Genomic DNA, 23,854 nt, shown 5'->3' with positions numbered 1-23,854 from the left:
CAGCTCGGATGCCTGCCCGGTACTTCAGGAGGCTGCCGGGCCACGCTCACGCAGGTATCCCGTGAGGAGCTCGAAACCGGGCTCCTCGACGGGCACGCGCCCGAGGAGCGAGGCGAGGCGGGAGCTCGCGTGGTCCGACAGGACGACGGCTCCCGCGTCCGCCTCCGCCGAGAAGCCGATGAAGCCGGCGTAGCCGCCCGTCACCGCGGAGCGCCACACCATGGTCCCGCCACGCACCTGGGAGATCTTCCACCCCAGGCCCGTGTGCCCGCCGAGGGCTTTCGCGCGCGGCTCGTGCGTGAGCCGCAAGGCCCGGCCGAGCCCGGCCTCCTCGTGGCCGAGGTTCGCGTCCAGGAAGCGCAGCAGGTCGGGCACCGTCGAGCGGACGGCCCCCGCTCCAGGCAGTGCCGGGAAGGTCCAACCCGGCATCGTCTCGCCCCGGGCGGAGTGGCCGGGAATCAGACGCCGCTCCTGCTCCTCGGAGAGGCGGACGGCGGTGGTGTTGCTCAACCCCAGCGGCGTGCAGAGGAGGTCCCGCACGGCATGGCCATAGTTGAGCCTCATGCGCCGCGAGAGGGCATGACCGAGCACGCCCAGGCCGATGACGGACTCGGCGTACTTTCGCGGTGGCGGGTGACGAGGGTGATAGCTCCTCATGAATGCGCCGAAGAGCTCCGCGGTGTAGTGGCCGTAGGGATCGGCCGGGTTCTGCTGGGGAGTCCGCAGGTTGGGCGGGACACGCGGCATGCCGGAGGTGTGCGTCGCCAGCTGCTCGAGGGTGATGCGGCCGGCGGTCTCATCCGGGAGCAGCGGCAGGGGAATCAGCTCCTTCAGCGGCGTGTCGAGCCTCACCTCACCCCGGTCCACCAACAGCGCGAGCAGGCTGCCGGTGAAGACCTGGGTGAGTGCCCCCAGCTCGTACAGCGAGTCCGCCGCGGGAGGCGGCCCGTCAGCGCGGAGGGCCCGTACGTGGTGCGCGCCGTGATGCGTGATGCCCACGCACAGCGCGGCCGAGGGGTACGCACGGAGGTATCGCCGGGTGGCGTGGAGGATGGCGTCGGCGGGCGAGCCAGGGGAGGGGGAAGGGGACATGGGGGACTCACCAGATGACGTCGATGTCGAAGTCCTGCTCGCGGTGCACCACCACCGTGGTGGTGGCCTTGACGCCCGTCCTGCCCAGGCCCATCTCCAGGAGACCGGCGATGAGCTCGGGCTTGGCGTCCGGATCGTTCCGGATGGAGACACGGTACTGGTGCGAGCCGAGCGGCTGCACCTTGACCTCATAGCGGAAGGTGTCGAGCGCCAGGAGGCTGGGAATACGCGCCATGAGGCGATCCGGGCCGAGCATGGGCAGGCCCATGTCCACCACCTTGCCCATCCATGTCCGCAGGAAGCCCCGTCCGAGCTGGCGGCCCAGTTCACGGTAGGCGGCCTCGCGGGTCCACCCGCTGTAGCAATGGCGCCAGGCCACCTCGAGCGCCGCGTTCCACACCTCGATGGGGTAGATGGCCTTGGGCTGGTTCGGGTCGTAGCCACACTCGCGGAGCGCGTCCGCGAAGGGCCCACTCGCCTGGAGCGAGTGGACGAACAATCCCTCGAAGAAACTGCCCTGCGTGGCGCGACCGGAGAAGGAGTCCTGCATCATGCACGTGCCGACGGCATGGGTCCCTATACAGGACCGCGTGCTCCCGGAACAGGGCGGGGGGAAGCATCGCCTTCCGCGGGTCGTGAAATGGTAGGGTGCCGCCTCCCGATGCCCCCCGCTGGACCCGACCTGTTCGCCGCTTCCGTCGATGTGAACCGCTTCGCGCCGCTGGCCGAGCGCATGCGCCCGCGCACCCCCGAGGAGTTCATCGGGCAGGCGCACCTGCTCGGCCCTGGCGCGCCCCTGCGCCAGCTCATCGAGCGCAAGGCCATCGTCTCCTGCCTCTTCGGGGGGCCTCCAGGGGTGGGGAAGACCACGCTCGCGCGCATGCTGGCGGCCAGCGTGGACGCGGAGTTCGTCATCCTCTCGGCCGTCTCCGATGGCATCCCCCGCATCCGCGAGGTGGTGGCCGAGGCCGAGCGCCTGCGCAACCAGTACCACCGGCGCACCGTCGTCTTCGTGGATGAGATCCACCGCTGGGCCAAGAACGTCCAGGAGCAGGCCCTGCCCCATGTGGAGAGCGGCCTCCTCATCCTGCTCGGGGCGACGACGGAGAACATCAGCTTCGAGGTGAGGCCCGCGCTCGTCAGCCGGTGCCGCGTCTTCCTGCTGCGCGAGCTCACCCCCGCGGACCTCCGGACCGCGCTCCAGCGGGCGCTCTCCGACGAGAAGCGGGGGCTCGGGGCCCGGCGGCTGACCGTGAGTGACGAGGCGCTCTCCGTCCTGGTGGAGGGGAGTGGGGGAGACGTGCGCAAGGCGCTGGGCGGGCTGGAGCTCGCGGCCCAGCTCACCGCGGATGGCGCGGAGATCTCCCGGGAGACGGCCCTCCAGGCCACCGGGACCCGGCTGGCGCGGCACAACAAGGATGGGGACGAGCACTTCGATCTCTTGAGCGCCCTCCAGAAGTCGTGCCGGGGCTCCAACCCGCAGGGGGCCATCTTCTGGGCGGCACGGCTGCTGCAGACGGGCGACCACGTGGCGCTGTGGCGCCGGCTCAAGGTCATCGCGGTGGAGGACGTGGGGCTGGCCATGCCCGAGGCCATCAGCATCGTGCGCGCGTGCGAGGAGGGCTTCCACTCCGTGGGAATGCCCGAGGGGCGCATCTTCGTGGCCCAGGCGACCCTGCTGCTGGCCACGGCGAAGAAGAGCAACCGGGGCTACCAGGCGATGGACGCGGCGCTGGCGGCCGTGGAGGCCCACCCCAACGCGGCCCCGCCGCTCCACCTGCGCAACGCCCCCACCGAGCTCATGAAGGAGCTGGGCTACAAGAAGGGCTACGAGGCTCCTTGGAACCACAAGGACCACTACGTGCCCGGGCAGACGTACCTCCCCGAGTCGCTGGAGCGCTCCGTCTTCTACCGGCCGAGCAAGGAGGGCCACGAGGCGGAGATCCACGAGCGCATGAGCCACTGGTGGCGCGAGGACAAGGCGTCCCGGGGCGAGTGACGAGACCTCATCGCGCGAGTCAAGAGGCGTGATGCACCCACCGCGCCGCACTGAAGCGCGGTGGGGCTTCCGCGTAAGTGCCTGTGACGACTTGGTACCGCGACGTAGCGCTACATGTTCGTAGCTGAGAACTTGCCAAAGGGCGCGACTTGCTGAAGATGTTGGGTGCAGGGGCGCGCGCGGGCACGCGCGACCTGCGCCGAAAGAAGGAACTCATGGACCAGTTCGACCAGAACAAGCAGGCCGCAAAGATTCGTGTCGTCGGCGTCGGTGGCGCCGGCTGTAACGCCGTCAACACGATGATCATGGCGAAGCTTGAGCGGGTCGACTTCATTGCCGCCAACACCGATGTGCAGGCGCTCGCGGCGAACAAGGCGCCCGTCCGGTTGCAGATCGGCCAGACCCTGACCAAGGGCCTGGGCGCTGGCGCCAACCCGGAGATGGGCCGCGAGGCCGCGCTCGAGTCGCGCGATCAGATCGCCGCCATGCTCGAGGGCGCGGACATGGTGTTCGTCACCGCCGGCATGGGCGGTGGCACCGGCACGGGCGCGGCGCCCATCATCGCCGACATCGCCAAGAGCCTCGGCTGCCTCACGGTGGGCGTGGTCACCAAGCCCTTCCTCTTCGAGGGCAACAAGCGCCGCAAGCAGGCGGAGCAGGGCCTGGTGGAGCTCAAGGCCGCGGTGGACACCCTCATCACCATCCCCAACCAGCGCCTGCTCACGCTCAGCAACGAGCCCATGCCGCTGCTGGAGACCTTCAAGCGCGCCGACGAGGTGCTCCTCAACGCCGTCCAGGGCATCTCGGACCTCATCCAGTACCACGGCTACATCAACGTGGACTTCGCCGACGTGAAGACCATCATGAGCGACAAGGGCCTGGCGCTCATGGGCACCGGTCACTCCTCCGGCGACAAGCGCGCGCTCAACGCCATGCAGCAGGCCATCTCCAGCCCGCTGCTCGAGGACGTCTCCATCGACGGCGCCACCGGCCTGCTCATCAACATCACCGGCGGTCGCGACATGACCCTGCAGGAGGTCAACGAGGCCCTCACGCTGGTGCACGACGCGGCGGACCCGGACGCGGAGATCATCTTCGGCTCGCTCATCGACGACAACATCCGCGACGAGGTGAAGATCACCATCATCGCCACGGGCTTCGTATCGCGCGATGCGAAGGTGCGCCAGCCGCCTCAGGTGGTGCAGGTGCCCATCGTCACCCGGCCCTCGCCCGTGTCGCTGAACATGCCGCGCGAGGAGGTGGCCAGCCTGGTGCCCGCCAAGGCTGGTTCCCGCTCCATGCCCACCGTGGACACCCGCACGCTCTCCAACCGCACCGCGGTGGTGAAGGACGCGGCGCTGCCGCTGGACGAGGATCAGTTCGACATCCCCACATTCCTGCGCCGCCAGGGCCAGACGGAGATGCCGTAGGGTGAGCTAGCGCCCCGGGAGGCGGGCCACGCTCGCCGCCCGGTGGTTGCGCCCGGAGAGCGCGTCGCTGCGAGACAGCAGCGTGTCCACCTCTCGGTAGAGTTCGTCGATGCGCTCGGGCAGCCGCGGGGCGGGGACCACTCCGTCGCCGGACAACTGCTCCAGCAGGGAGCTGGCCCGCTGGAGCAGCTGATGCGCCCGGAGCAGCGCCCGTCCCGCCCGAGTGCCCTGGGGCGAGAAGAGGGTGCCGCCCTGGTAGAGGGTCTCGACGGCTATGCGGTTGGTGCGAAGGCGCTCGGTGACTCGCGCCCGGTACATCTCCAGCCGCCGCTCATGGCGCGCGCCCTGGAGATCCACCACTGTTCCTGTCGTGGAGGGCTTCACGGGCAAGGACGCTACGCCATTTACCTACATGCCCGCAACTTCCCGGCGGATGGCTCGTTGTCTCCTTGTCACGTCGCGGGTCGGGGTTTAGGTTCGCGCGCCTCTAGTGGAGGGGACACGGGCCATGTTCAAGAAGCTGCTCATCGCGAACCGGGGTGAGATTTCCCGCCGGATCAACGCCGTGGCGAAGGGGATGGGGATTGCCACCGTGGCCGTGTACTCGGACGCGGACGCGGAGCTGCCGTTCGTGCGGGAAGCGGACGAGGCGGTGCGCATCGGGCCCGCTCCCGCCAAGGACAGCTACCTGAACATCGCCGCCATCCTTGACGCGGCGAAGTCCACGGGCGCGGATGCGGTGCACCCGGGCTACGGCTTCGTGTCGGAGAACGCCGAGTTCGCCACCGCGTGCAAGGCCGCTGGCATCACCTTCGTGGGTCCGCCGCCCGAGGCCATGCTGCGGATGAAGGACAAGAGCCAGGCGCGCAAGCTGGTGGCCGCCGCGGGCGTGCCCGTGGTGCCCGGCACCGAGGACGTGCTCCCGGACGTGCAGGCCGCGCTGGCCGCCGCCGAGAGCATCGGCTACCCGGTGCTCTGCAAGGCCGCCGGGGGTGGCGGTGGCATCGGCATGGCCGCGGCCAACAGCCCGGCCGAGCTGGAGAAGGTCTTCCGCCAGTGCACGGATCGCGCGAAGGCCGCCTTCGGCCGCGAGGGCGTGTACATCGAGCGCTACTTCCCGGCGCCGCGCCACATCGAGGTGCAGATTCTCGGTGACCACCACGGCAACCTCATCCACTGCCTGGAGCGCGAGTGCTCCATCCAGCGCCGTCACCAGAAGGTGGTGGAGGAGGCTCCCTCGCCGCTGTTCGCGGACGGGCGCAACGCGGAGCTGTCCCAGAAGCTCTTCGCGGCGGCCATCGCCGCGGCCAAGGCCTTCGGCTACGCCAATGCCGGCACGGTGGAGTTCCTGTACTCGGATGGCGGCATCTACTTCATCGAGATGAACGCCCGGCTCCAGGTGGAGCATCCGGTGACGGAGCTGACCACGGGGTTGGATCTCATCGGCTGGCAGCTGCGCATCGCCGCCGGCGAGAAGCTCACCGTGAAGCAGGAGGACGTGAAGCGGCGCGGGGCGGCGCTCGAGTTCCGCATCTACGCGGAGGACCCCGTGAAGTTCTTCCCCTCGCCGGGCCCGCTCAAGGTGTACCAGCCGCCCACGGGCGAGGGCGTGCGCCTGGACTCGGGCTACGCCGAGGGCAACACCGTCACGCCGAACTACGATCCCATGATCGCCAAGCTCATCGTCTCGGGCGCCACGCGCGCTGAGGCCATCGAGCGCTCCATCGCGGCGCTGCAGAACTTCCGCATCGAGGGCATCAAGACGAACATCCCCCTGCACCTGCGCATCCTCCAGGAGCCGGTCTTCCGCGCGGGAGACCTGAACACGCGCTTCCTGGACAACTACGCGAAGCCGTAGCCGGGGCGGGACCCCTACCTCGCAGCACCCAGAGCACACGCAGTACCCTTGCGGAGGACACAGCGATGGCGGACGTGGCGGCGCACATCACCGGGACGGTGTGGAAGATCGAGGTCAAGGTCGGGCAGAAGGTCTCCTCGGGTGACACGCTCGTCATCCTGGAGTCCATGAAGATGGAGATGCCCGTGGAGGCCACCGAGGACGGCACGGTGAAGGAGATCCGCTGCAAGGAGTCGCAGCCGGTCAACGAGGGTGACGTCCTCGTGGTGCTCGAGTAGCGGGCGCGCGCGGTGCAGCCGTCCGCCCTGCATGTGGAGGACCGGGACGACGGTGTCCGCGTCCTCACGCTGTCCAACCCGGCGCGGCGCAACGCGCTCGACGACAGCCAGGTGGCCCGCCTGGACGAGGCGCTGGCCTCGGCTGCCGGCAGGGCGCGCGCCGTCCTCATCCAGGGCGAGGGCGGTGCCTTCTGCTCGGGCTATGACCTGAATCTGCTGGCGGCGCCCTCGGGGGACCGCCTGCCGGACGACGCGCTGATGGCGTGCCTGGCGAGGCTGGAGGCCCTGCCGCTGCCCAGCGTGGCGCTGGTGCGGGGGCCGGCTTTCGGGGCGGGCTTCGATCTGTCGGCCTCGTGCGACTTCCGGATCGGCGCGGAGGACGCGCTCTTCAGCATGCCTCCGGCGCGGCTGGGCATCGTCTACTCACCGGACGGGCTGATGCGCGCGGCCCGGCTGGTGGGCGTGGCGCGTGCCAAGAACCTCTTCCTCACCGGCCGCCGGCTGGACGCGAAGGACGCGCTCGCCTGGGGCCTGTTGGATGAGTGCCTGCCGGCGGCCGACGCCGAGAAGCGGGCACTGGAGCTGTGCCGGACGCTCGCCGGCCAGGCTCCGCTGGCGGTGTCGGGGATGAAGGAGACGTTCCGCCTGCTCACGCGGGCGGCCCTGTCCGACGAGGAGCGGGCGCACCTGCGCGAGGTGCGGGCCCGCGCCTTCGCCAGCGAGGATGCCCGGGAGGGCAAGGCGGCGTTCCTGGAGAAACGCACGCCCCGGTTCCGCGGCCAGTGAGGCGGGCCGCCCGCCCGCGGCTCAGGTGTCGCCGAAGAGCTCGCCCATGCGCAGCTGGAGCGCGGAGGCGATCTTGTAGAGCGACGAGATGGAGGCCGAGGACTCGGCGCGCTCGATCTGCGAGAGCAGCGAGACGGACAGGCCGGTGCGGCGAGCGAGCTGCTTGAGCGTGAGGTCCTGCGTCTTGCGCGCGTCGCGGATGGTGCGGCCGATGGCGCGGTGCAGGTCCGCCTCGGGGTCCTGGGACAGACCCTTCTTGGCCAGCGCGTTGCGCACGGCGCCGAGGAACTGGTCCGGCTCCATGGGCTTCTTCACGTAGTCGCTGGCCTGGTTCTTCAGCGAGGCCACGGCCGTGTCCACCGTCGGGTAGGCGGTGGCCACGATGACGGCGACGTCCGTGTCGTGCTTGCGGATCTGCTCCAGCACCTCGGTGCCGGACATGACCGGCATCATCATGTCCAGGATGACGAGGTGGAAGTCGGCGCTGCGGAGGATCTCCACCGTCTTGGTGGGGTCCGTCGTGGTGACGACGTCATAGCCCTCGCGCATCAGGACGAGCTTGAGGTAGTCGCAGTTGTCCTGCTCATCATCGACCACCAGGATACGAATCTGCACGAACCTTCTCCTCGTGTGAGGGGGGAAGCCCGAAGGCCGGGACTCCGCACACGCCGCGGGGGAGCGGCGTACGCGGGAGCCGTCGGCCTACTTGCCGCCTCCCGGTTGTTTCTGGCTCTTGTCGTAGTCAGCGACGAGCTTCCTGACGTTGGGAGCCATCTCGTGATTGGGCGCGAGCCGTAGGAACTCGCGGTAGTACTGCGCGCCTTCGTCCGGGCGGTTGCGCCGGGCCATCACCGTTCCGAGCGCGAGGTAGCACTGGGCATAGGTGGGATCGAGGTTGATGCACTTGCGGAGGACGGACTCGGCCTCGGGCAGCTGCGCCTTGCGCAACAGCATGTAGCCGTCGTCGAAGAGCTGCTTGGCCTGCTGCTCCGTGGTGGGGCCCGGAGGCGTGGGGCGCGGCGGCGTCTTGCCACCCGCGACCTGCGTCTTGCCCGGGGTGCCCCCCTTGGCGGCGGCGATGGCTGCCTCCACCTTCTCCTTCAGGGCGGCGTGCTCCTCGGCGAAGGCGAGCGTGCCCTCGGCGGCCTCCAGGAAGGGCAGGGCCTCCTGGTGGCGGCCCTCGTCGAAGGACTTCTGGGCCTGGTCGAGGTTCTGCTTGGACTCCTGCTCCGCCTTGGCCTGGTCGAGCAGCTCCTGGGCCTCGGTGGGGCGCTGGCCGTTGGCGTCCTGGATGGACTCGAGCGTCTTCACCGCCGCGTCGAAGTCCCGCGCGTCGATGGCGGCCCGGGCGCTCTTGAGCTGCTCGGCGAGCCCGGGGCCGTTCTCGGTGGGCGCCGGGGCCGGGTTCTGCGGCTGCGGGTTGGCCGGCTGCTGCGGCTCGGGCGGACGGGTGTCCACCGCGACGGGCGCGGGCGGGGTGACGGGAGTGGCCGGCTGCTGGCCGAACACGAACCAGGCGCCGCCGCCCACCGCGCCGAGCACCAGCACGCCCGCGAGGGCCAGCACGAGCCCCTTCTTCGAGCCCCGGGCGGTGCCATCGTGCGTCAGCCCGTCGGTGCTCTGGCCGGGGCCGATGAAGCGCAGCTTCACGTGGCCCAGCTCGATGAGGTCACCGTGCGCGAGCGAGGCCTGCGCGTAGCTCTCGCCGTTGACGGCCATGCCGTTGGCCGACTGCATGTCGATGATGCGCCACTCGCCGGAGTCCTCGCGGACGAGCTTGGCGTGCGTGCGCGACAGCGAGCGGTGGTCGATGGCGATGTCGTTGTCGTCGGTGCGGCCGATCCGCATCTCCGTGCGGATGCAGGCGAACTCCTGGCCCTTGAGCTCGGCGCTCACCACCAGCAGGTGCGGGGCCTCGTCGGCCTCCACCGCCGCCACCTTGCGGGGCCGGTTCATCTCCACCTGATCCATGCGGATCACCGCGGTGGAGTGGCGGCGCTGCTCGGCCGGGGACGGCGTGGGAGCGTCGTCGTGCTCCTCCTGCTGCTCCTCTTCCTCGTCCTGGTGGGCGGGAACGTCCAGCTCCGTCTTGGCCTGGGCGGCCTGGAGGGCCTTGGTCTGGGCTTCGTCCAGGGCGGCCTGGAGGGCCGAGGAAGGCATGCGGATGGTGGGCGCACCCACCTGGGAAGGAGGCGGGGCCGGAGGCTGCGCGGCGGCCTCTTTCTGGAGCGCCAGATCGTAGTCGCCGATCTGGATGAGGTCCCCGTCGGCGACCTGGGTCTGTCCCTGGATGCGCTCGCCGTTGATGCGCACCCCGTTATAGCTACCCAGATCTTCCACCAGCACGTGCCCGTTCTGGCGCACCAGGCGTGCGTGGCGGCGAGATACGTTTCGCTCCGTCAGGCGGATCGTATTCCCCTCCTGGCGGCCGATCGTAATTTCGTCGCGCACGAAGGGGACTACGGTCTTTCGCCCCTCGTCGTCTTCGATGATGAGCTTCAGCACGGGTCGGGTCCCCTTACAGCTATAGCAGAATGCCCATGGGTAGCTCAAGGAGGGCATCCTCCCCAAACGACAGGGCTTTTCCCGCAGGAAGGGGCCTGGGTGGGTCGGTTGTCTATCGGACAGATGGCCGCGAGCCGGGATCAGGCCTCCCGCATATAAGGAGGCGGAAGCGGGGGGATGAGGGGCCGGGCACCCGAGGGGCTGGCGGGAGGGGAGCAGGGGATTAGAGTCCGCGCCATGCGGAACAAGCTCGCCCCCCTCCTGTGCGCCGTGGCGGTGGCGCTCCTGCTGGCTCCCCCGGTGATGGCCGAGGACTCCGCGGCGGACATCGCCCGCCGGAGCCGGGAGCGGGGAGCCCTCAACCTGCTGGGCCTGCGCGCGGAGTTGAAGCTCACCACGGTGCTGAAGGACGGCCGGCGCAAGGAGCAGGTGCTCACCTCCACGGCGAAGCGGGTGGGGGGGCGCCTGCACTCGCTCGCGCGCTTCTCGCAGCCGGCGGGGGTGGCGGGCGTGGCGGTGCTCACCGTGGAGGGCGCCCCGGGCGAGCCGGCGGATATCTCCCTGTACCTGCCCAAGCTGAAGCGGGTGCGCAAGGTGGCCAAGGGGCAGCGGGGCCAGTCCTTCATGGAGACGGACTTCAACTACGCGGACCTGGGGGGCTCGGGCGGCGAGCGCGACGAGTCGCTCCGGTTGGTGGGGGAGACGAAGGTGCTGGATCGGCTCGCCCACGTGCTGCGCGGGAAGGCCGGGCCGGACTCCCCCTACGGCGAGGTGAGGCTCTACGTGGACAAGGAGACCGATGTGCCGGTGAAGGCCGAGTACTCGGACCGCGAGGGCAAGCCGCTCAAGGTGTACCGCGCCGTGCGGCTCAAGAAGTTCAAGGACCGGTTCGTCGCCGCGGAGGCGGTGATGGAGAACCTGCAGACGGGCTCGCGCACGACGCTCGAGGTGCTGAAGCTGGAAGAGGTGCAGCTCGGCGACGAGGCCTTCACCGAGCGGGCCCTGGAGCGCGGGTGAGACACGGGTTGCCCTCGCTGCTGGCCCTGGTGCCCGCGCTCGCACTGGCGGCCCCACAGCAAGCCGAGCCGCTGGAGGAGTTCTCCTCGGATGCGCCCGTGTCGCCCACGGTGACGGTGCGGGGGGACGTGCGGCTGCTGGGGGGCGTGGACACCGGCTTCGAGCCCGCCCGGGAGGACGGCCTCGGCGAGCACGTGGTGGATGGGTGGGGGAGGGCGTCGCTCGCCACGGACGTGAAGCTGAGCCCCGCGTTGCGGCTGGTGGTGGAGGGGCGGGCGTTGTGGCGCGGCGGGGCCCAGAAGGGCTTCGAGCGCGAGAAGTCCTCCTTCGAGCCCTTCCTGGGCGAGGCCTTCCTCGACGTGTACACCCGGTGGGTGGACGTGCGGGTGGGGCAGCAGACGCTGGCCTTCGGGGCCAACCCCTTCTTCGCGCCCTCGGACGTGCTCAACCCGCGCGAGCTGCGCCAGAGCTTCGTGCAGCTCGAGCCGGAGGACTTGAAGCTGCCCGTCTTCGCCGCGCGGGCGCTCGCCTCGGTGGGGCCGCTGTCCGTCACCGCTGTGTGGGTGCCCTTCTTCTTCGCGGACCGCTACGACGTGTTCGGCCAGGACGTGGCGCTGCTGCAGCCACCGCTGGGTGTGCCGGTGCCCGTCTCCGTGGATGCCTCCGTGGAGGACGGACTGCAGCCGCGCCTGCTGGAGACGCAGCGGCCGGGCCTGCCGGGCGACGTGGGCCTGCGCGTCACCGGTGACGTGAGCCGGGTGAAGCTGGGGGGCTCGTGGGTATGGGCCAACGAGAAGCAGCCCCAGGTGACGCTCGACCCCGAGCTGGAGACGCTGCTGCGCTCCCGGGAGCGCGGCGAGCCGGTGGATGCGGCGCTGCTGCTCTCCTTGCAGGACCGATTGAGCGCGGGCGAGTCGCTCGCCACCGGCCGGTATGCGCGCCAGCACGTGCTGGCCGCCGAGGCGAGCACGCTGGTGGGGCCCACGCAGCTCGATGTGGACGTGGGCTTCAGTCCCTCGCGGACGTTCTACGGCGACCGGCTGCGGCCACTGCGCAAGCCCGCGGTGTCTTGGGTGGTGGGCGCGTCACAGGCGGAGGAGTCGGACCTCGTCTACTCCGTCACCTATACCGGGCTCGCGGTGCCGAACGTGGGTGCGCAGGAGGTGCTCTTCCTGCTGGAGCCGGGCACGGCGCGTGGACGGGAGCGCACGGCCTTCTTCCACCTGCTGGTGGCGGACGTCGGGTATTCGCTGCTGGAGGGACGGCTGCAGGTGGGGATGCGTGGGGCCTTCGAGCCCATCCAGCGCTCCTTTCTCGTGGCGCCACGGGTGGGCTGGCGCGTGAGCGAGCATGTGCACGTGGGGCTCGCGGCCGAGGTGTACGGGGGTCCGTCCTTCAGTGCATTCGGCTACTTCAACCGCAACGACCAGGTGCTCGCCTCGGTGCGGCTGGCGCTGTAGTGGACCTTACCGTGCGCTCCAGACCCTCACGGTAAGCCCCAATCCAGCGGACCACTCGTCCACCCGGGCGACCCCCGCATCCGCGTGTGCATGCGCCGCGGAGAGCCGCAGCCACACCGGCTGATCATTCACGGCGATGAGGAGCCGCTCCAGGCCCACCTCCTCGCGCGTCCGGAAGCGCATCCCGCCATCGAGGCCCACCGTCCACCCGGCGAGTGCCGTGATGCGCGCCGTCCACCACCCGTCCTCCGTCTCATAACCCGCGTCGAGCAACAGCGTGGTGAACGGAGACAACTCATGCTCCATGCCCGCGCGCGAGCTGCGCAGCATGTGACTCGCCGCCGGCCCCACGCCGAGCCACACCCGCGCCGTGCTCGCACGCACCGGATCCAGCAACAGCGCGGCGCGCCCCGTCTCCAACGTCCAGCCCGGCCCCTCCCAGACGCGCCGCTCGTAGTGCCCCAGCCGCATCGCCAGGGTGAGGTCGAACGGGAAGGGGATGCGCACCGGGCGCGCGGTGGGCACGAGGATGAAGCCCTCCTCCAGGTGGCGGCGGAGGTTGCCCTCGTAGAGCGTGGCCGTCAGTCCCAGGCGCGCGGTGCCGCTCCGGGCCCGGGTGACGAACAGCCGGTGCGTGTTGAGCCAGGGCGTGCCCTTGCTGCGGCTCGTCCGCTCGGTGCGCAACAGGATGCCGGCATGGAGCTCGGGCGTGACCGCGCCCCCCTGCACGGCGGGCCCGGCTCCGAGGAGCAGCCCGTTGCCCGGGTCGAAGCAGATGGGAAAACGGTCCCCGGCCTCGTCCGCGCGTGCACAGTCCTCTCCCTGCCCGGAGGCACTGGCGAGCAGCAGCGCGAGCGTGAGCGCGAGCATCCCGGCCGTTCCTCAGCGAGAGGCCGCCAGGGGCGCGGAGCGGCGGGCGGGCGCCCACAGCGAGAAGCGCAGGCCCGTGTTCGCGGACCACTCCCAGACGGGACGCTCGTCCACGAGGTCCGTGCGCCACTGGCCCCGCCCCTCGAGCACCAGGCTCAAGGGCTGGTCGTTGATGGCCAGGAGGATGAGCTCGTAGCCGGCACGCACCCTCAGCCGCTCCGGGTGGTGCGTCCGTCCCTCCACCTGCTGGTCCAGGAGGAGCTTCTCCACCTCGGCGCCAAAGGTGAGGTGGTGGAAGCCGTTCGGGTCGAGCGTGAGGTTCCCCTCGGCCACGGCGCCGGGGACGAGCGTGAAGAAGCCGTGGGTGCGGTCGTACTCCAGCGAGGGGCCGGCCCGCACGCGCACGTACGAGGCCAGGTCCCTCGAGTGCCACAGGTCCAGCGTCAGGTGCCCGGAGATGAAGGTGTAGAAGACGTGGTCGACGCCACCGCGGCGGAGCAGCTCCAGGCGCAGCACCTCCAGCCATCCGCCCATGTCGAAGGTGAAGTCCCAGCGGCGCGGCTTGCCGAGGAAGGTGGTCACCCGGATGGGCGGCTTGTCTTGCCGGACGTTGGTGTCGTAGCGCAGCAGCGTGGCATCCAGCGACGACTGCTCCCCCAGCACCAGCTCGGTGTCCAGTACGGTGAAGCGGCGCATCATCCGCTCGCCGTCGGGGACCTCGGTGATGATGCCGAAGTCCACCCGGCCCCGGGACAGGGCGCGCGGCTCGCCCGTGCGCCACAGCGGCGCCCACGCGCCTCCCAACCACACGCGCCGGTGCAGGTCGAAGTTGAACTGCATCACCCGGCCGCGCTCGTCGCGGTACCACCCGGGAGGCGCCTCGGCGATGGCGGGCACGAAGGTGTAGCCCTCGGCGAGCCGCTGGAGGAGGCCCGGGGCCAGCTCATGGCAGGGCGCCGTGCGCTCGAGGGGGCGGGCACTCTCCGTACCGTCCGCCTCCAGCTCGTTCGCGGGCGCGGCGAGGCAGCGCCGGGTGGACTCGTCGCACTGCAGCCGGTAGCGGCCCGAGGGCACCTGGGGCGAGGGCCCGATCGAGGCACACGAGATGGCCTTCCCATGGACCAGGGAGGGCAGAGGAGACTCCGGAGGAGCGAACCTCATGGTCTGTCCCGGGGGGGCTGTCTCCGAGGGAGCCTCGGGGCCTCCGGACTGCGAGAGCAGGAGGGCGAGGAGCACGGCCGTCATCATGGGCAGGCCTCCGAGGGGGTGGATTCAAGCCGCATGCCCCCGCCTGGGGACCGGCCTGGCAAGAGGTGGGGCGCGACGGAGTGCACGATATCAGGCTCTGGCGGAGGTCGACCGGGGCGGGAGGGGGGGATATAAGGCCGCGACCCACGCCCGGAGCGTGGGCCCATGCGGACGGAGGCGTCTTTCCCCGTGTCGAGCAACGGAGAGCAGCAGCAGGAGCCGCGGACCTTCACCGAGGCCATCCTCGGCAAGGGCATCCACCAGGAGTCGTGGGCGAAGCGCTGGATGGCGCTGGAGCCGACGCTGCGCGTGGCGTTGGCGACAGCCGCCTTCGCGGCGCTGCTCTTCATCCCCTACCTGGGGGCGGTGGGCCTGTGGGACCCCTGGGAGACGCACTACGGCGAGGTGGGCCGCGAGATGGTCCAGCGCCGGGACTACGTGTACCCCTTCTGGGAGAACGCGTGGTTCTTCTCCAAGCCGCCGCTCACCATGTGGATGCAGGCGCTGGGCATGCAGGTGGTGGGCACGATGCGCACCGAGGGCGCCCTGGGCCTCTACACCGAGTGGGGCATGCGGATGCCCTTCGCCCTGCTGAGCATCGCCGCGGTGTCGCTGCTGTCGCTGGCCGTGGCGCGGGTGGTGAACCGGCGCGCGGGCCTGGCCACCGGCTTCGTGCTGGCCACCATGCCGCTCTACTTCCTGCTCACCCGGCAGACGGTGACGGACACGCCCTTCGTCACCACGCTGGTGTGCGCCATGGCGTGCGCGATGATCGGCCAGCTGGACGACGACATCACGAAGCACCGCGCCGCGTGGTGGTACGCCTTCTACGTCTTCGCGGGCCTGTCCACCCTGGCCAAGGGCCTGCTGGGCGTGGGCCTGCCGGCCGTCATCCTCGTGCTCTACGCCCTCTTCGCCGTCATCCCCTATGACGCGGCGAGCCTCAACGCGCACCTGCGCTGGCTGCTGGAGGCCCCCTTCCGCGCCGAGGTGCGCGAGGGCAAGCGCCCCATGCCGGTGCTGTGGGCGCAGATGTACAAGATGAAGCTGGGCACCGGCATCCTCGTGTTCTGCGCGGTGGCCGTGCCCTGGTACCTCGTGCTGTGCCTCTTCGACGGCGTGGACGACGAGGGCAAGCTCTTCTGGTACCGCTTCTTCATCCACGACCACCTCAACCGCCTGAGCGCGGGCGTGCACACCACCACGCCCGGCGGCACCTTCATCTACTTCATCGAGCAGGGCGGCTTCGGCATGTTCCCCTGGGTGGCGCTGGTGCCCGGTGCCTTCGCGCTGGTGTCGCGGTTGCGGCCGCGCTCGCGCGACAAGGCGGACCAGCTGGCCCTCATGGCCGCGCTGTGGGTGGCCTTCTCCTTCACCCTGCTGGCCTCCTCGGCCACCAAGTTCCACCACTACGTCTTCCCGGTGCTCCCGGGCATGGCCGTCCTCATCGCCCTCTTCGTGGACCGGCTCTGGGAGGAGGGCATCTCCGCCCATGCGATGAGCCTCGTCTTCGGGCTCATCCTCTTCATCCTCGTGGGCCATGACCTGGCCAACAACCCGAAGAACTTCACCGACCTCTTCGTCTACAACTACGACCGGCCCTACCCCAACGAGCTCGTCACCCGGCCCATCGCCATGTTCGTCTCCCGCCCGCTGTGGATGGGCGACCTGCTGACGCTGGTGCTGCTCTCGGTGGGTGCCTGGCTCGCGGTGGGCGCGTTCTCCGACAAGGGCAAGTCCTCGGTGTACGAGCGCGGCGTGGCGCTGCTGTGCCTGGCGCTGGGGCTCGCCTTCCTCGTGCCCATGGCCCTGCGCGGCGCGGTGTCCGCCAGCCCCCTGATGGGCGGGGCCCTGTTCCTCGTGGGCGGCTGGGTGGCCTGGCAGGCGTACCGGGCCGGCGAGGAGTCCCGTACCGGGCTGTGGGTGCTCGCCGCGGCCCTGCTGCTGGGCGGCGCCCTGGGCCTCGTGCGCACCGTCCGCGTGCCGCCCGCGGGCGACTCGCTCCTCAAGTCCCTGTCCGAGCCCGTCAACGTGAAGATGGCCATGGGCTTCGTCTTCACGGTGGCCGGGGGCCTGGCGGTGGTGGCGGCGATGCAGCGCGCGCGGGTGATGCTGTACGGCACCTTCTGGGCGCTCGCGGCCGGCTTCGCCCTCTGGTTCAACTGGGGCCACTGGGTGGACCTGTCCCACCACTGGACGCAGCGCGACCTGTTCTGGCGCTACTACGCCCAGCGCAAGCCGGACGAGCCCATCACCGCCTTCCTGATGAACTGGCGCGGCGAGACGTTCTACTCGCGCAACCAGGTGAAGCAGATCCGCGAGGCGCCCAAGCTCAAGCCCTTCGTGGACCAGCCCGGCCGCGAGTGGGCCCTGGTGGAGCACAACCGCCTCCCCCTGCTCAAGCAGGCCGCGGGCGCCGACAAGACCGTCACCGTCATCGACCGTGACATCAACAACAAGTTCATCCTGGTGACCATCGATTGAGCGGCATCTCCGTCCAGGGACTGGCCAAGCGCTTTGGCTCTCGCACCGCCGTGGAGGGGCTGGACTTCGACGTCCGCCCCGGCGAGGTGTTCGGTCTGCTCGGGCCCAACGGCGCCGGGAAGACGACCACGGTGCGCATGCTCACCGGCCTCCTCCAGCCCTCGGAGGGGGAGGCCCGCGTCTGGGGGCACTCGGTGCGCACGGACGGCGAGGCCCTGCGGCGCGTGGTGGGCCTGCTCACCGAGCAGCCCGGGCTCTATGAGCGGCTGAGCGCGCGCGACAACCTGCGCTTCTTCATGAAGCTGCACGAGCTGGACGAGCGCCAGGTGTGGCCTCGGGCCCAATCGTACCTGGAGCGCTTCGGGCTGGCGGGCCGCGAGAACGACCCCTGCGGCGGCTTCTCCAAGGGCATGCGGCAGAAGCTGGCCATCGTGCGCACGCTGGTGCACGACCCCAAGGTCATCTTCCTGGACGAGCCCACGAGCGGCCTGGACCCCGAGTCGGCGCGCACCGTGCGCGACGCGGTGGCGGAGCTGGCGGCGGAGGGACGCACCATCGTCCTGTGCTCGCACAACCTGGCCGAGGTGGAGCGGTTGTGCACGCGGGTGGCGGTGGTGAAGGGGCGGCTGCTGGCCATGGCCCCGGTGAACGAGCTGCGGCGCACGGGCAGCGCGCTGGAGGTGAAGGTGGAGGGCGAGGCCGAGCGCTACGTCCAGGCCCTGTCCGCGCTGCCCTTCGCGCCCAACGTGCTCGCCGAGGGCGCGCGGCTGCGGGTGATGCTGGCGGACGAGGCGCAGGCCCCGGACGTGGTGGCATGCCTGGTGGGCTCGGGAGCCCGCGTGCACAGCGCGGTGCCGGCCCAGCGTCCGCTCGAGGAGGTCTACCTGGAGCTCATTCGCGAGGGGAAGGTGTGAGCATGGCGTTCCGTTCCCGCCGCGCACTGGCCGTCTTCTGGAAGGACTTCCTGGATCTGCGCAGGAACCCGGTGCTGTTGCTGGGCATGGCGGCGCTGCCCCTGGTGCTGGTCGTGGTTCCGATGATCGTCGTCTGGACGTACGTGCGCGATCCGCACGACGGCAACCTCCGGGTGCTCGCCCTCTACTACGATCCGACGCTGCCCCTGAACGCCAACGCGGGGCGCTTCCTGGTGGAGCGCACGCTGCTGGACTGGTTCGGCATGTTCCTGGTGATGCCGGTGTTCGTCCCCATCCTCATCTCCTCGCAGAGCGTGGCGGGGGAGAAGGAGCGGCGCACCCTGGAGCCGCTGCTGGCCTCGCCGGTGACGGCGATGGAGCTGGTGGCGGGCAAGAGCCTGGCCTCGCTGGTGCCGGCGCTGCTGATCACCTGGACGGCCTTCGCGCTGCTGTGCGTGGGCGTGGACGTGGTGGCGTGGCCGCTGGGCCAGGGGCCGATGCTGCCCAACACCCTGTGGCTCTTCGGCGTCCTCGTGCTGGCGCCGCTCTTCGCCTTCTTCGGCAACGGCGTGGCGGTGCTCATCTCCGCGCGCGTCGCCGAGGCCCGCACCGCCCAGCAGCTCTCCGCGCTCATCGTGCTCCCGCTCGTGGGGCTGGTGGCCGGCCAGGTGGCGGGTTTCTTGAATGCCGGGCTGGTGTACTACGCGGTGCAGGGCGCGGTGGTGCTGCTGCTCGACGTGGCCCTGCTGTGGGCGAGTGTCCGCCTGCTGGACCGGGAGCGGCTGATCAGCCGGTGGGGGTAGCCGGGCGGACGGGGGAATGCCGGGTTGACTGGCCAAGGGTGCGGAACCTCTGGCATGTTCCCTGGACAGGCCGGGGGTGGTGCGATCGGCGGGCATGCAATGGGCCCGGTCGCTATGCGTTTAGCAGGGGTAGGCGGCGTGGCTCCCGGTAGTCGACGCGGTCTCTGGAGGCGACGAAAGCACGATGGGATTCTTCGGTACGATCAAGGACGAGGCGAAGCGGAACTTCATCGCGCGCGCCGACGAGGCGAAGGGCGAGATTGTCTACAAGTATCCGGAGAAGAACATCCGGATGCTCACCCAGCTCACCGTCGATGCGGACGAGGTCGCCCTCTTCGTCAAGGACGGGAAGGTGGAGGGCAAGCTGGGGCCGGGGCGGCACCAGCTGGACACCAGCAACATCCCGTTCCTGTCGCGCTTCGTGGAGGGCTTCACCGGCGGCAACCTGTTCATCGCCGAGGTCTTCTTCGTCTCCACGCGCGAGTTCACGGGCGTGAAGTTCGGAGGCCCCATCGGTGACGTGCGCGACCCGGAGACGGGGCTGGGCATCGGCACCATGGTGTACGGCGACTTCTCCGTCCGGGTGACGGAGCCGGAGAAGCTCGTGGTGGGCCTGGTGGGCATGGGCCGCACCAGCAACGCGGAGTTCCTGGGCTGGTTCAAGAACCAGGTGCTCAAGGTGACGCGGGACCGCATCGCCGAGCTGCTGGTGAAGAAGCGCTGGCCGCTGCTGGACGTGACGAGCGGCGCGTACACCGAGGAGATCGAGACCGAGGTGATCGCCGGCCTGAAGCCGCACGTGGACACGTACGGCATGACCGTGGTGCGGATGGGGAACTTCCACGTCAGCATCAAGGAGGAGGACGAGGCGACGCTGAAGAAGCTGTCGAAGGACGTGGCGTACTCGCGGCTGGCGGGCGGCTTCCAGCAGTACGCGCAGGGCCAGGCGATGCTGGGCGCGGCCGAGGGCATGGCCAAGGGCGGCGACGGCAGCGGCGCTGGCGCGGGGCTGCAGGGCATGGGCATGGGCATGGGCTTCGGCATGGCCCAGATGTTCACGAACCAGCAGCAGCAGAATCAGCAGCAGCACCAGCAGCAGCCGCAGCAGCCGGCTCCCGCGGCGGCACCCGCGGACACGCGCACCCCGGCGCAGCGGCTGAAGGAGCTGAAGGAGCTGAAGGACGCGGGCGTGCTGTCGGATGAGGAGTACAACGCCAAGCGCGCGGAGCTGATGAAGCTGCTGTAGCCGTCCGCCTCGAGGTGCCCCAACTGCCCCCATTTCCCCTCTCCCCCCGGGAGAGGGACGGGGTGAGGGTATCTGGGCTCCCGAGTTGTCCCCCGAGGCCTCCGTCCGTGATTCCGGGCGGGGGCCTTCGTGTTCCTACCGCCGGGTCTTGTGTCCGTGTCCCGGGCGGAGTCCGTCCTTCTTCCTGGGGGCCGAGGCCTTGCCGGGCTTCGAGGCGCGGGCCTGGCGGGACTCGGCCTTGCGGACCTTCGAGGCCTTCGACTTCGAGGCACGGGCCTGAAGGGGCTTCTTCGCCGGGCACGTGGCCGCCGAGGTGGGCGGGGGCGCGGGGGCGGGAGTCACGGGCGTGGCCGGAGGGGGCTCGGCGGCCGGAGCCTGCTCGGGGGCCGCCGGGGTGTTCTCGGGAGTGGCCGGGGCGGTGGGCTCGGGGGCGGTGGGGCCCGCGGGGGCCTCGGACGGAGCGACACTCTCATCCCGGGCATCCAGCTTGATGGGGACGCCCAGGGTGGTGCCCAGCCGCAGCAGCAGCACGTCCGGGGCGATGCCGTTCTCCCCCATGCTGTCGGCCACCTCGCGCGCGGAGAGCGCGTTGCCGTGCGCCCACAGCCCCTGGAGGAACTTCCCGGCATCCGGCTCGTGCCACCAGGACGGGCCGAAGCGCGCCTTGAGCTGGCCCTGCAACTGGCCCGCGAGGAACCACGCGCGGAAGTGGTCCGCCGACTGGAAGAAGTCCTCCTGCTCCACGAGGTAGCGCGCCACGTCGTCCTTCGTCGCGGGCATCTCGTCCACGCGCTCGAGCATGGCCTTGTACAGCTCGCGGGCGTCCACGCCCTCCTCCTGCCGGTGCAGCGCGAGCTGGTACAGCAGCCGGCCCGCGGCGCGGCGGATGAGGAACAGCTTGTGGGCGCTCGTGGCCGCCAGGTACGTGGCCCGGTCCTTCCCCGTCAGCCCCGCGTGCTCCTCCAGCCACACCGGGTCCTCCGTCAGGTCCTCGAAGAGGGCCGCGTACGCCTCGGTGACGGTGGGGTTGCCCAGCTTGGCCAGCTCGAAGCGCGGCTCCTTCGTGTACGCGTAGTGCAGCGTGTGGCCGAACTCGTGCAACAGCCGCGACTGCTCCAGCGCCCCGTCCACGGGCCGCACCGACAGCCGCACGTCCCCGGGCACCTCGATGCCCAGCGACAACGGGCGCGGATTCTTGCGCTTCACGCCCTCGCGCGCGTCGATGCGCACGTTCTTCATGCCGCCCAGGTCGATGCCCATCCCCGACAGCGTGCCGTGCGCGCGCAGCAGCAGCTCGGTCTTGGGGAAGAAGCCATCCACCTCGCGCGGGCGGAACAGCCGCGGCAGGTCCGCCCGGGTGAGGTTCGTGAAGGGCATCCCCAGCTCGCGCTGGGCCAGCCGCTCCATCACGTCCTTGTAGGGCGCCTCGGTGGCCTGCAGCACCTCCTCGGCCAGCAGGGCCAGCCGGCCCAGGTCCGCTTGCCGCAGCTCCCCGCCAAAGGCCTCGTACGAGGGGTAGCCCAGCTCGCGCACCAGCTCCTCCGTGCGCTGCTCGCGCCGCTGGATGAGCGGGTTGAGCCGCTCCAGGGCCGGCGTGGCCGCGGTGTAGAGGGCCTTGCGCCTGGGCGCGCTGCGCTCGTTGGCGAGCAACCGCTCCAGCTCGCTCCAGCGCACCTCGCGGCCGTCCACCTGGAAGGTCAACGACGCCTCCAGGTTGGCGATGGCGTCGTTCACCTCGGCGAGCTGCTGCGACAGGTACTCGCCCGCGAAGTGCGACTGGAGCGCCGTGAGGGCGCGCAGCTCGCGCGGCTCCGTGGTGCGCTGGCGCAGCCGGTCGATCTTCCGGATGTTGTCGAGGCTGAACAGCGTCTCCCTGCCCACGTACGTGGAGGCGACGTCGGCGCGGGCCCCCTCGGACCAGTAGCTCCACACGAGCAGGTCCTGCGCCTTGAGCAGGTCCGCCGCGTCGGAGGCGAGCCGCGCCACCTCGGCGGCGAGCTGCTGCTCCTCGGTGAGAGGGGGAGGCGCCTTGGGCGTGGTGACGCACCCACCGAGGGTGCTGAGGCTGAGGGTCAGGAGGAGTGCGGGAAGCCTTGGGCGCATGGGACGCGCAATGTAACTTCCGCCGCGCTCATGCCCAATCCAGTCCAGTGGCGCTCGGCCGCCGGCCGGCAGGCGCTCTACGGAGCCCTCCGCCGTTTCTTCACCCAGCTCGGCTACCTCGAGGTGGAGACCCCCCTCCTCATCCCCGCCCCGGGGATGGAGCCCCACATCACCGCCTTCGAGGCGCCCTTCGTCCCCGAGACGGACGTGGGCCAGCGCCGCACCCTCTACCTGCACACCAGCCCCGAGTACGCCATGAAGCGCCTGCTCGCCGATGGCGCGGGTCCCATCTTCCAGATTTGCAAGGTATTCAGAAACGGAGAGGTGTCTCGGACCCACAACCCCGAGTTCACCCTGCTGGAGTTCTACCGGCCCCGGGCGGACTACCACGCCATCATGGCGGACCTGGAGGGGGCGCTGGCGGAGGCGGACCAGGCGGTGGGGGGCGATGGCTTCTTCCGCCGCACGCCCTACGAGCGGCTGTCCGTGAGGGACGCGGTGCTCCGGGAGACGGGCGTGGACCTGCGGGCCTGCGCGGATGGGCCCTCGCTGAAGCGGGCGGCGGAGGCGGCGGGGGTTCGCACGGGAGATGCCACCAGCTTCGACGATGTCTTCTTCCACCTGTTCCTGCAGAAGGTGGAGGGGAAGCTGGGGTGGGAGCGGCCGACCTACCTGACGGAGTACCCGGCCTCCATGGCCTCGCTGGCGCGGCTCAAGCCGGGGGACCCGGCGGTGGCCGAGCGTACGGAGCTGTACGCCCGGGGGCTGGAGCTGGCCAACGGCTTCTCCGAGCTGACGGACGCGGTGGAGCAGCGCGCCCGCCTGGTCGAGGAACAGGAGTTCCGGCGCAATGCGGGCCGGGCCGTGTATCCACTGGACGAGCGGTTCCTTGACGCGGTAGGCCACATGCCGCCCTCGGCGGGCATCGCCGTGGGGCTGGACCGTATCCTGATGCTGTTGCTGGGCGTGGAGTCCATCTCGGATGTCCTCCTGTTCCCGGCCCATGAGTTCGTTTGAGAAGTGACATGGCCAACAAGAAGCCGCAGACCCACAGTTTCCAGGCCCATCCCTGGCACGGCATTTCCCCGGGTGACGAGTCTCCCGAGACCGTCACCGCGTACATCGAGATGGTGCCCACCGACACGGTGAAGTACGAGCTCGACAAGGAGACGGGCATCCTGCGGCTGGACCGGCCGCAGCAGTTCTCCAGCCAGTGCCCCACGCTCTACGGCTTCATTCCGCAGACGTACTGCGACGAGCTGGTGGCGAAGCGCTGCGCCGAGCGCACCGGGAACAAGGGCATCAAGGGCGATGGAGACCCGCTCGACATCTGCGTGCTGACGGAGAAGGTGATTCCGAGCGGCGCGCTGCTGGTGCACGCCGTGCCGGTGGGCGGCTTCCGCATGGTCGACGGCAACGAGGCGGACGACAAGATCATCGCCGTGCTGGAGTCGGACCTGGTGTACGGGGCACTGCAGCACGTGGCGCAGCTGCCGACCGCGCTCGTCGAGCGGCTCAAGCACTACTTCCTCACGTACAAGCAGATTCCCAGCCAGGCCAAGCGCGCGGTGGAGATCGTCGAGATGTACGATCGCAGCGAGGCGCACGAGGTCATCATGCGCAGCATGAAGGACTACCAGCGCGTGTACGGCCAGGCCACGCCCGCGCGCAAGCCGCGCGGCCGCAAGGGGTAGCCCCTGGATGCGCTCCTGCCCACGTAGGGGCTTGGCTCCGCCGTATTACCCCGGCAGGACGTTGAAC

General features: G+C 70.3%; 21 protein-coding genes. 13 read left to right on the top strand and 8 right to left on the bottom strand.

All coding sequences use genetic code 11. The annotated features are described in order from the left end of the window. Window positions 1-24 precede the first annotated feature (24 nt). Entirely contained in the window at window positions 25-1,092 is a 1,068-nt protein-coding gene (locus AC16DP_RS10990; protein WP_329729002.1) for a serine hydrolase domain-containing protein, read from the bottom strand. Window positions 1,093-1,099: 7 nt separating this feature from the next. After that, entirely contained in the window at window positions 1,100-1,645 is a 546-nt protein-coding gene (locus AC16DP_RS10985) for a DUF2378 family protein (RefSeq protein ID WP_329729001.1), read from the bottom strand. Window positions 1,646-1,753: 108 nt separating this feature from the next. On the opposite strand from AC16DP_RS10985, the gene AC16DP_RS10980 reads away from it, so the two are divergent. After that, on the top strand, window positions 1,754-3,091 hold the full coding sequence (locus AC16DP_RS10980; RefSeq protein WP_329729000.1) for a replication-associated recombination protein A: 1,338 nt from the start codon (window positions 1,754-1,756) through the stop codon (window positions 3,089-3,091). A gap of 215 nt (window positions 3,092-3,306) precedes the next feature. Beyond that, the gene (ftsZ, locus tag AC16DP_RS10975; protein ID WP_329728999.1) at window positions 3,307-4,521 is read left to right on the top strand and encodes a cell division protein FtsZ; all 1,215 of its coding nucleotides are present in this window, start codon (window positions 3,307-3,309) and stop codon (window positions 4,519-4,521) included. 6 nt (window positions 4,522-4,527) lie between these two features. Here ftsZ and AC16DP_RS10970 read toward each other — a convergent pair whose 3' ends face one another. Beyond that, window positions 4,528-4,905: a hypothetical protein gene (locus AC16DP_RS10970; RefSeq protein WP_329728998.1), complete on the bottom strand. Its 378-nt coding sequence runs from the start codon at window positions 4,903-4,905 to the stop codon at window positions 4,528-4,530. Window positions 4,906-5,029: 124 nt separating this feature from the next. Between AC16DP_RS10970 and AC16DP_RS10965 the strand changes: the two genes are divergently transcribed. From AC16DP_RS10965 to AC16DP_RS10955, 3 genes are all read left to right on the top strand, one after another. After that, entirely contained in the window at window positions 5,030-6,379 is a 1,350-nt protein-coding gene (locus AC16DP_RS10965) for an acetyl-CoA carboxylase biotin carboxylase subunit (protein ID WP_329728997.1), read from the top strand. Window positions 6,380-6,444: 65 nt separating this feature from the next. Then, complete coding sequence (locus tag AC16DP_RS10960) at window positions 6,445-6,657, top strand: biotin/lipoyl-binding carrier protein (protein WP_108074967.1); 213 nt, start codon at window positions 6,445-6,447, stop codon at window positions 6,655-6,657. Between the two features lie 12 nt (window positions 6,658-6,669). Beyond that, entirely contained in the window at window positions 6,670-7,443 is a 774-nt protein-coding gene (locus tag AC16DP_RS10955) for an enoyl-CoA hydratase/isomerase family protein (RefSeq protein ID WP_329728996.1), read from the top strand. A gap of 21 nt (window positions 7,444-7,464) precedes the next feature. Here the strand turns inward: AC16DP_RS10955 and AC16DP_RS10950 are convergent, their stop codons facing one another. Continuing rightward, window positions 7,465-8,058, bottom strand: a complete 594-nt coding sequence (locus tag AC16DP_RS10950) for a response regulator (RefSeq protein ID WP_047859663.1) — start codon at window positions 8,056-8,058, stop codon at window positions 7,465-7,467. Between the two features lie 87 nt (window positions 8,059-8,145). Continuing rightward, the gene (locus AC16DP_RS10945; RefSeq protein ID WP_329728995.1) at window positions 8,146-9,948 is read right to left on the bottom strand and encodes an FHA domain-containing protein; all 1,803 of its coding nucleotides are present in this window, start codon (window positions 9,946-9,948) and stop codon (window positions 8,146-8,148) included. 237 nt (window positions 9,949-10,185) lie between these two features. On the opposite strand from AC16DP_RS10945, the gene AC16DP_RS10940 reads away from it, so the two are divergent. Then, window positions 10,186-10,965 carry an outer membrane lipoprotein-sorting protein gene (locus tag AC16DP_RS10940; protein ID WP_329728994.1) on the top strand — a complete coding sequence of 260 codons (780 nt, stop codon included), beginning with the start codon at window positions 10,186-10,188 and terminating at the stop codon, window positions 10,963-10,965. Beyond that, a complete protein-coding gene (locus AC16DP_RS10935; protein WP_329728993.1) occupies window positions 10,962-12,425 on the top strand; it encodes a hypothetical protein in 1,464 nt (487 codons plus the stop codon). Before AC16DP_RS10940 ends, AC16DP_RS10935 begins: the two co-directional genes overlap by 4 nt. 6 nt (window positions 12,426-12,431) lie before the next feature. Here AC16DP_RS10935 and AC16DP_RS10930 read toward each other — a convergent pair whose 3' ends face one another. Together AC16DP_RS10930 and AC16DP_RS10925 are read right to left on the bottom strand one after the other, a co-directional pair. After that, complete coding sequence (locus tag AC16DP_RS10930) at window positions 12,432-13,295, bottom strand: hypothetical protein (RefSeq protein WP_329728992.1); 864 nt, start codon at window positions 13,293-13,295, stop codon at window positions 12,432-12,434. 12 nt (window positions 13,296-13,307) lie between these two features. Next, window positions 13,308-14,543, bottom strand: a complete 1,236-nt coding sequence (locus tag AC16DP_RS10925) for a hypothetical protein (protein ID WP_329728991.1) — start codon at window positions 14,541-14,543, stop codon at window positions 13,308-13,310. A gap of 189 nt (window positions 14,544-14,732) precedes the next feature. Between AC16DP_RS10925 and AC16DP_RS10920 the strand changes: the two genes are divergently transcribed. The 4 genes from AC16DP_RS10920 (at window position 14,733) to AC16DP_RS10905 (ending at window position 19,990) form a co-directional block, all read left to right on the top strand. Continuing rightward, window positions 14,733-17,027, top strand: a complete 2,295-nt coding sequence (locus tag AC16DP_RS10920) for an ArnT family glycosyltransferase (protein ID WP_329728990.1) — start codon at window positions 14,733-14,735, stop codon at window positions 17,025-17,027. After that, window positions 17,024-17,941 carry an ABC transporter ATP-binding protein gene (locus tag AC16DP_RS10915; protein WP_329728989.1) on the top strand — a complete coding sequence of 306 codons (918 nt, stop codon included), beginning with the start codon at window positions 17,024-17,026 and terminating at the stop codon, window positions 17,939-17,941. The genes AC16DP_RS10920 and AC16DP_RS10915 overlap by 4 nt, the downstream gene beginning before the upstream one ends. A gap of 2 nt (window positions 17,942-17,943) precedes the next feature. After that, window positions 17,944-18,744: an ABC transporter permease subunit gene (locus AC16DP_RS10910; RefSeq protein ID WP_329728988.1), complete on the top strand. Its 801-nt coding sequence runs from the start codon at window positions 17,944-17,946 to the stop codon at window positions 18,742-18,744. Window positions 18,745-18,928: 184 nt separating this feature from the next. Next, complete coding sequence (locus tag AC16DP_RS10905; protein WP_329728987.1) at window positions 18,929-19,990, top strand: SPFH domain-containing protein; 1,062 nt, start codon at window positions 18,929-18,931, stop codon at window positions 19,988-19,990. 135 nt (window positions 19,991-20,125) lie between these two features. On the opposite strand, the gene AC16DP_RS10900 is transcribed toward AC16DP_RS10905, so the two are convergent. Further along, on the bottom strand, window positions 20,126-22,093 hold the full coding sequence (locus AC16DP_RS10900; protein ID WP_329728986.1) for a chromosome segregation protein SMC: 1,968 nt from the start codon (window positions 22,091-22,093) through the stop codon (window positions 20,126-20,128). A gap of 30 nt (window positions 22,094-22,123) precedes the next feature. On the opposite strand from AC16DP_RS10900, the gene epmA reads away from it, so the two are divergent. Further along, the gene (epmA, locus tag AC16DP_RS10895) at window positions 22,124-23,110 is read left to right on the top strand and encodes an EF-P lysine aminoacylase EpmA (RefSeq protein WP_329728985.1); all 987 of its coding nucleotides are present in this window, start codon (window positions 22,124-22,126) and stop codon (window positions 23,108-23,110) included. Window positions 23,111-23,118: 8 nt separating this feature from the next. Continuing rightward, window positions 23,119-23,787 carry an inorganic pyrophosphatase gene (locus AC16DP_RS10890; RefSeq protein ID WP_329728984.1) on the top strand — a complete coding sequence of 223 codons (669 nt, stop codon included), beginning with the start codon at window positions 23,119-23,121 and terminating at the stop codon, window positions 23,785-23,787. Window positions 23,788-23,854 lie beyond the last annotated feature (67 nt).

This window comes from Archangium sp., from assembly GCF_057119385.1.
Note: the sequence above shows the minus strand (reverse complement) of the source record. Positions and strands in the feature narration are given on the sequence as shown.

What these genes read in the sequence shown, in the direction of transcription:
- AC16DP_RS10905 (WP_329728987.1), top strand. Translation starts at nt 18,929, where the DNA reads ATGGGATTCTTCGGTACGATCAAGGACGAGGCGAAGCGGAACTTCATC.
- AC16DP_RS10930 (WP_329728992.1), bottom strand. Translation starts at nt 13,295, where the DNA reads ATGCTCGCGCTCACGCTCGCGCTGCTGCTCGCCAGTGCCTCCGGGCAG.
- AC16DP_RS10960 (WP_108074967.1), top strand. Translation starts at nt 6,445, where the DNA reads ATGGCGGACGTGGCGGCGCACATCACCGGGACGGTGTGGAAGATCGAG.
- AC16DP_RS10940 (WP_329728994.1), top strand. Translation starts at nt 10,186, where the DNA reads ATGCGGAACAAGCTCGCCCCCCTCCTGTGCGCCGTGGCGGTGGCGCTC.
- AC16DP_RS10990 (WP_329729002.1), bottom strand. Translation starts at nt 1,092, where the DNA reads ATGTCCCCTTCCCCCTCCCCTGGCTCGCCCGCCGACGCCATCCTCCAC.
- AC16DP_RS10980 (WP_329729000.1), top strand. Translation starts at nt 1,754, where the DNA reads ATGCCCCCCGCTGGACCCGACCTGTTCGCCGCTTCCGTCGATGTGAAC.
- AC16DP_RS10910 (WP_329728988.1), top strand. Translation starts at nt 17,944, where the DNA reads ATGGCGTTCCGTTCCCGCCGCGCACTGGCCGTCTTCTGGAAGGACTTC.
- AC16DP_RS10900 (WP_329728986.1), bottom strand. Translation starts at nt 22,093, where the DNA reads ATGCGCCCAAGGCTTCCCGCACTCCTCCTGACCCTCAGCCTCAGCACC.
- AC16DP_RS10985 (WP_329729001.1), bottom strand. Translation starts at nt 1,645, where the DNA reads ATGATGCAGGACTCCTTCTCCGGTCGCGCCACGCAGGGCAGTTTCTTC.
- AC16DP_RS10965 (WP_329728997.1), top strand. Translation starts at nt 5,030, where the DNA reads ATGTTCAAGAAGCTGCTCATCGCGAACCGGGGTGAGATTTCCCGCCGG.
- AC16DP_RS10925 (WP_329728991.1), bottom strand. Translation starts at nt 14,543, where the DNA reads ATGATGACGGCCGTGCTCCTCGCCCTCCTGCTCTCGCAGTCCGGAGGC.
- ftsZ (WP_329728999.1), top strand. Translation starts at nt 3,307, where the DNA reads ATGGACCAGTTCGACCAGAACAAGCAGGCCGCAAAGATTCGTGTCGTC.
- epmA (WP_329728985.1), top strand. Translation starts at nt 22,124, where the DNA reads ATGCCCAATCCAGTCCAGTGGCGCTCGGCCGCCGGCCGGCAGGCGCTC.
- AC16DP_RS10890 (WP_329728984.1), top strand. Translation starts at nt 23,119, where the DNA reads ATGGCCAACAAGAAGCCGCAGACCCACAGTTTCCAGGCCCATCCCTGG.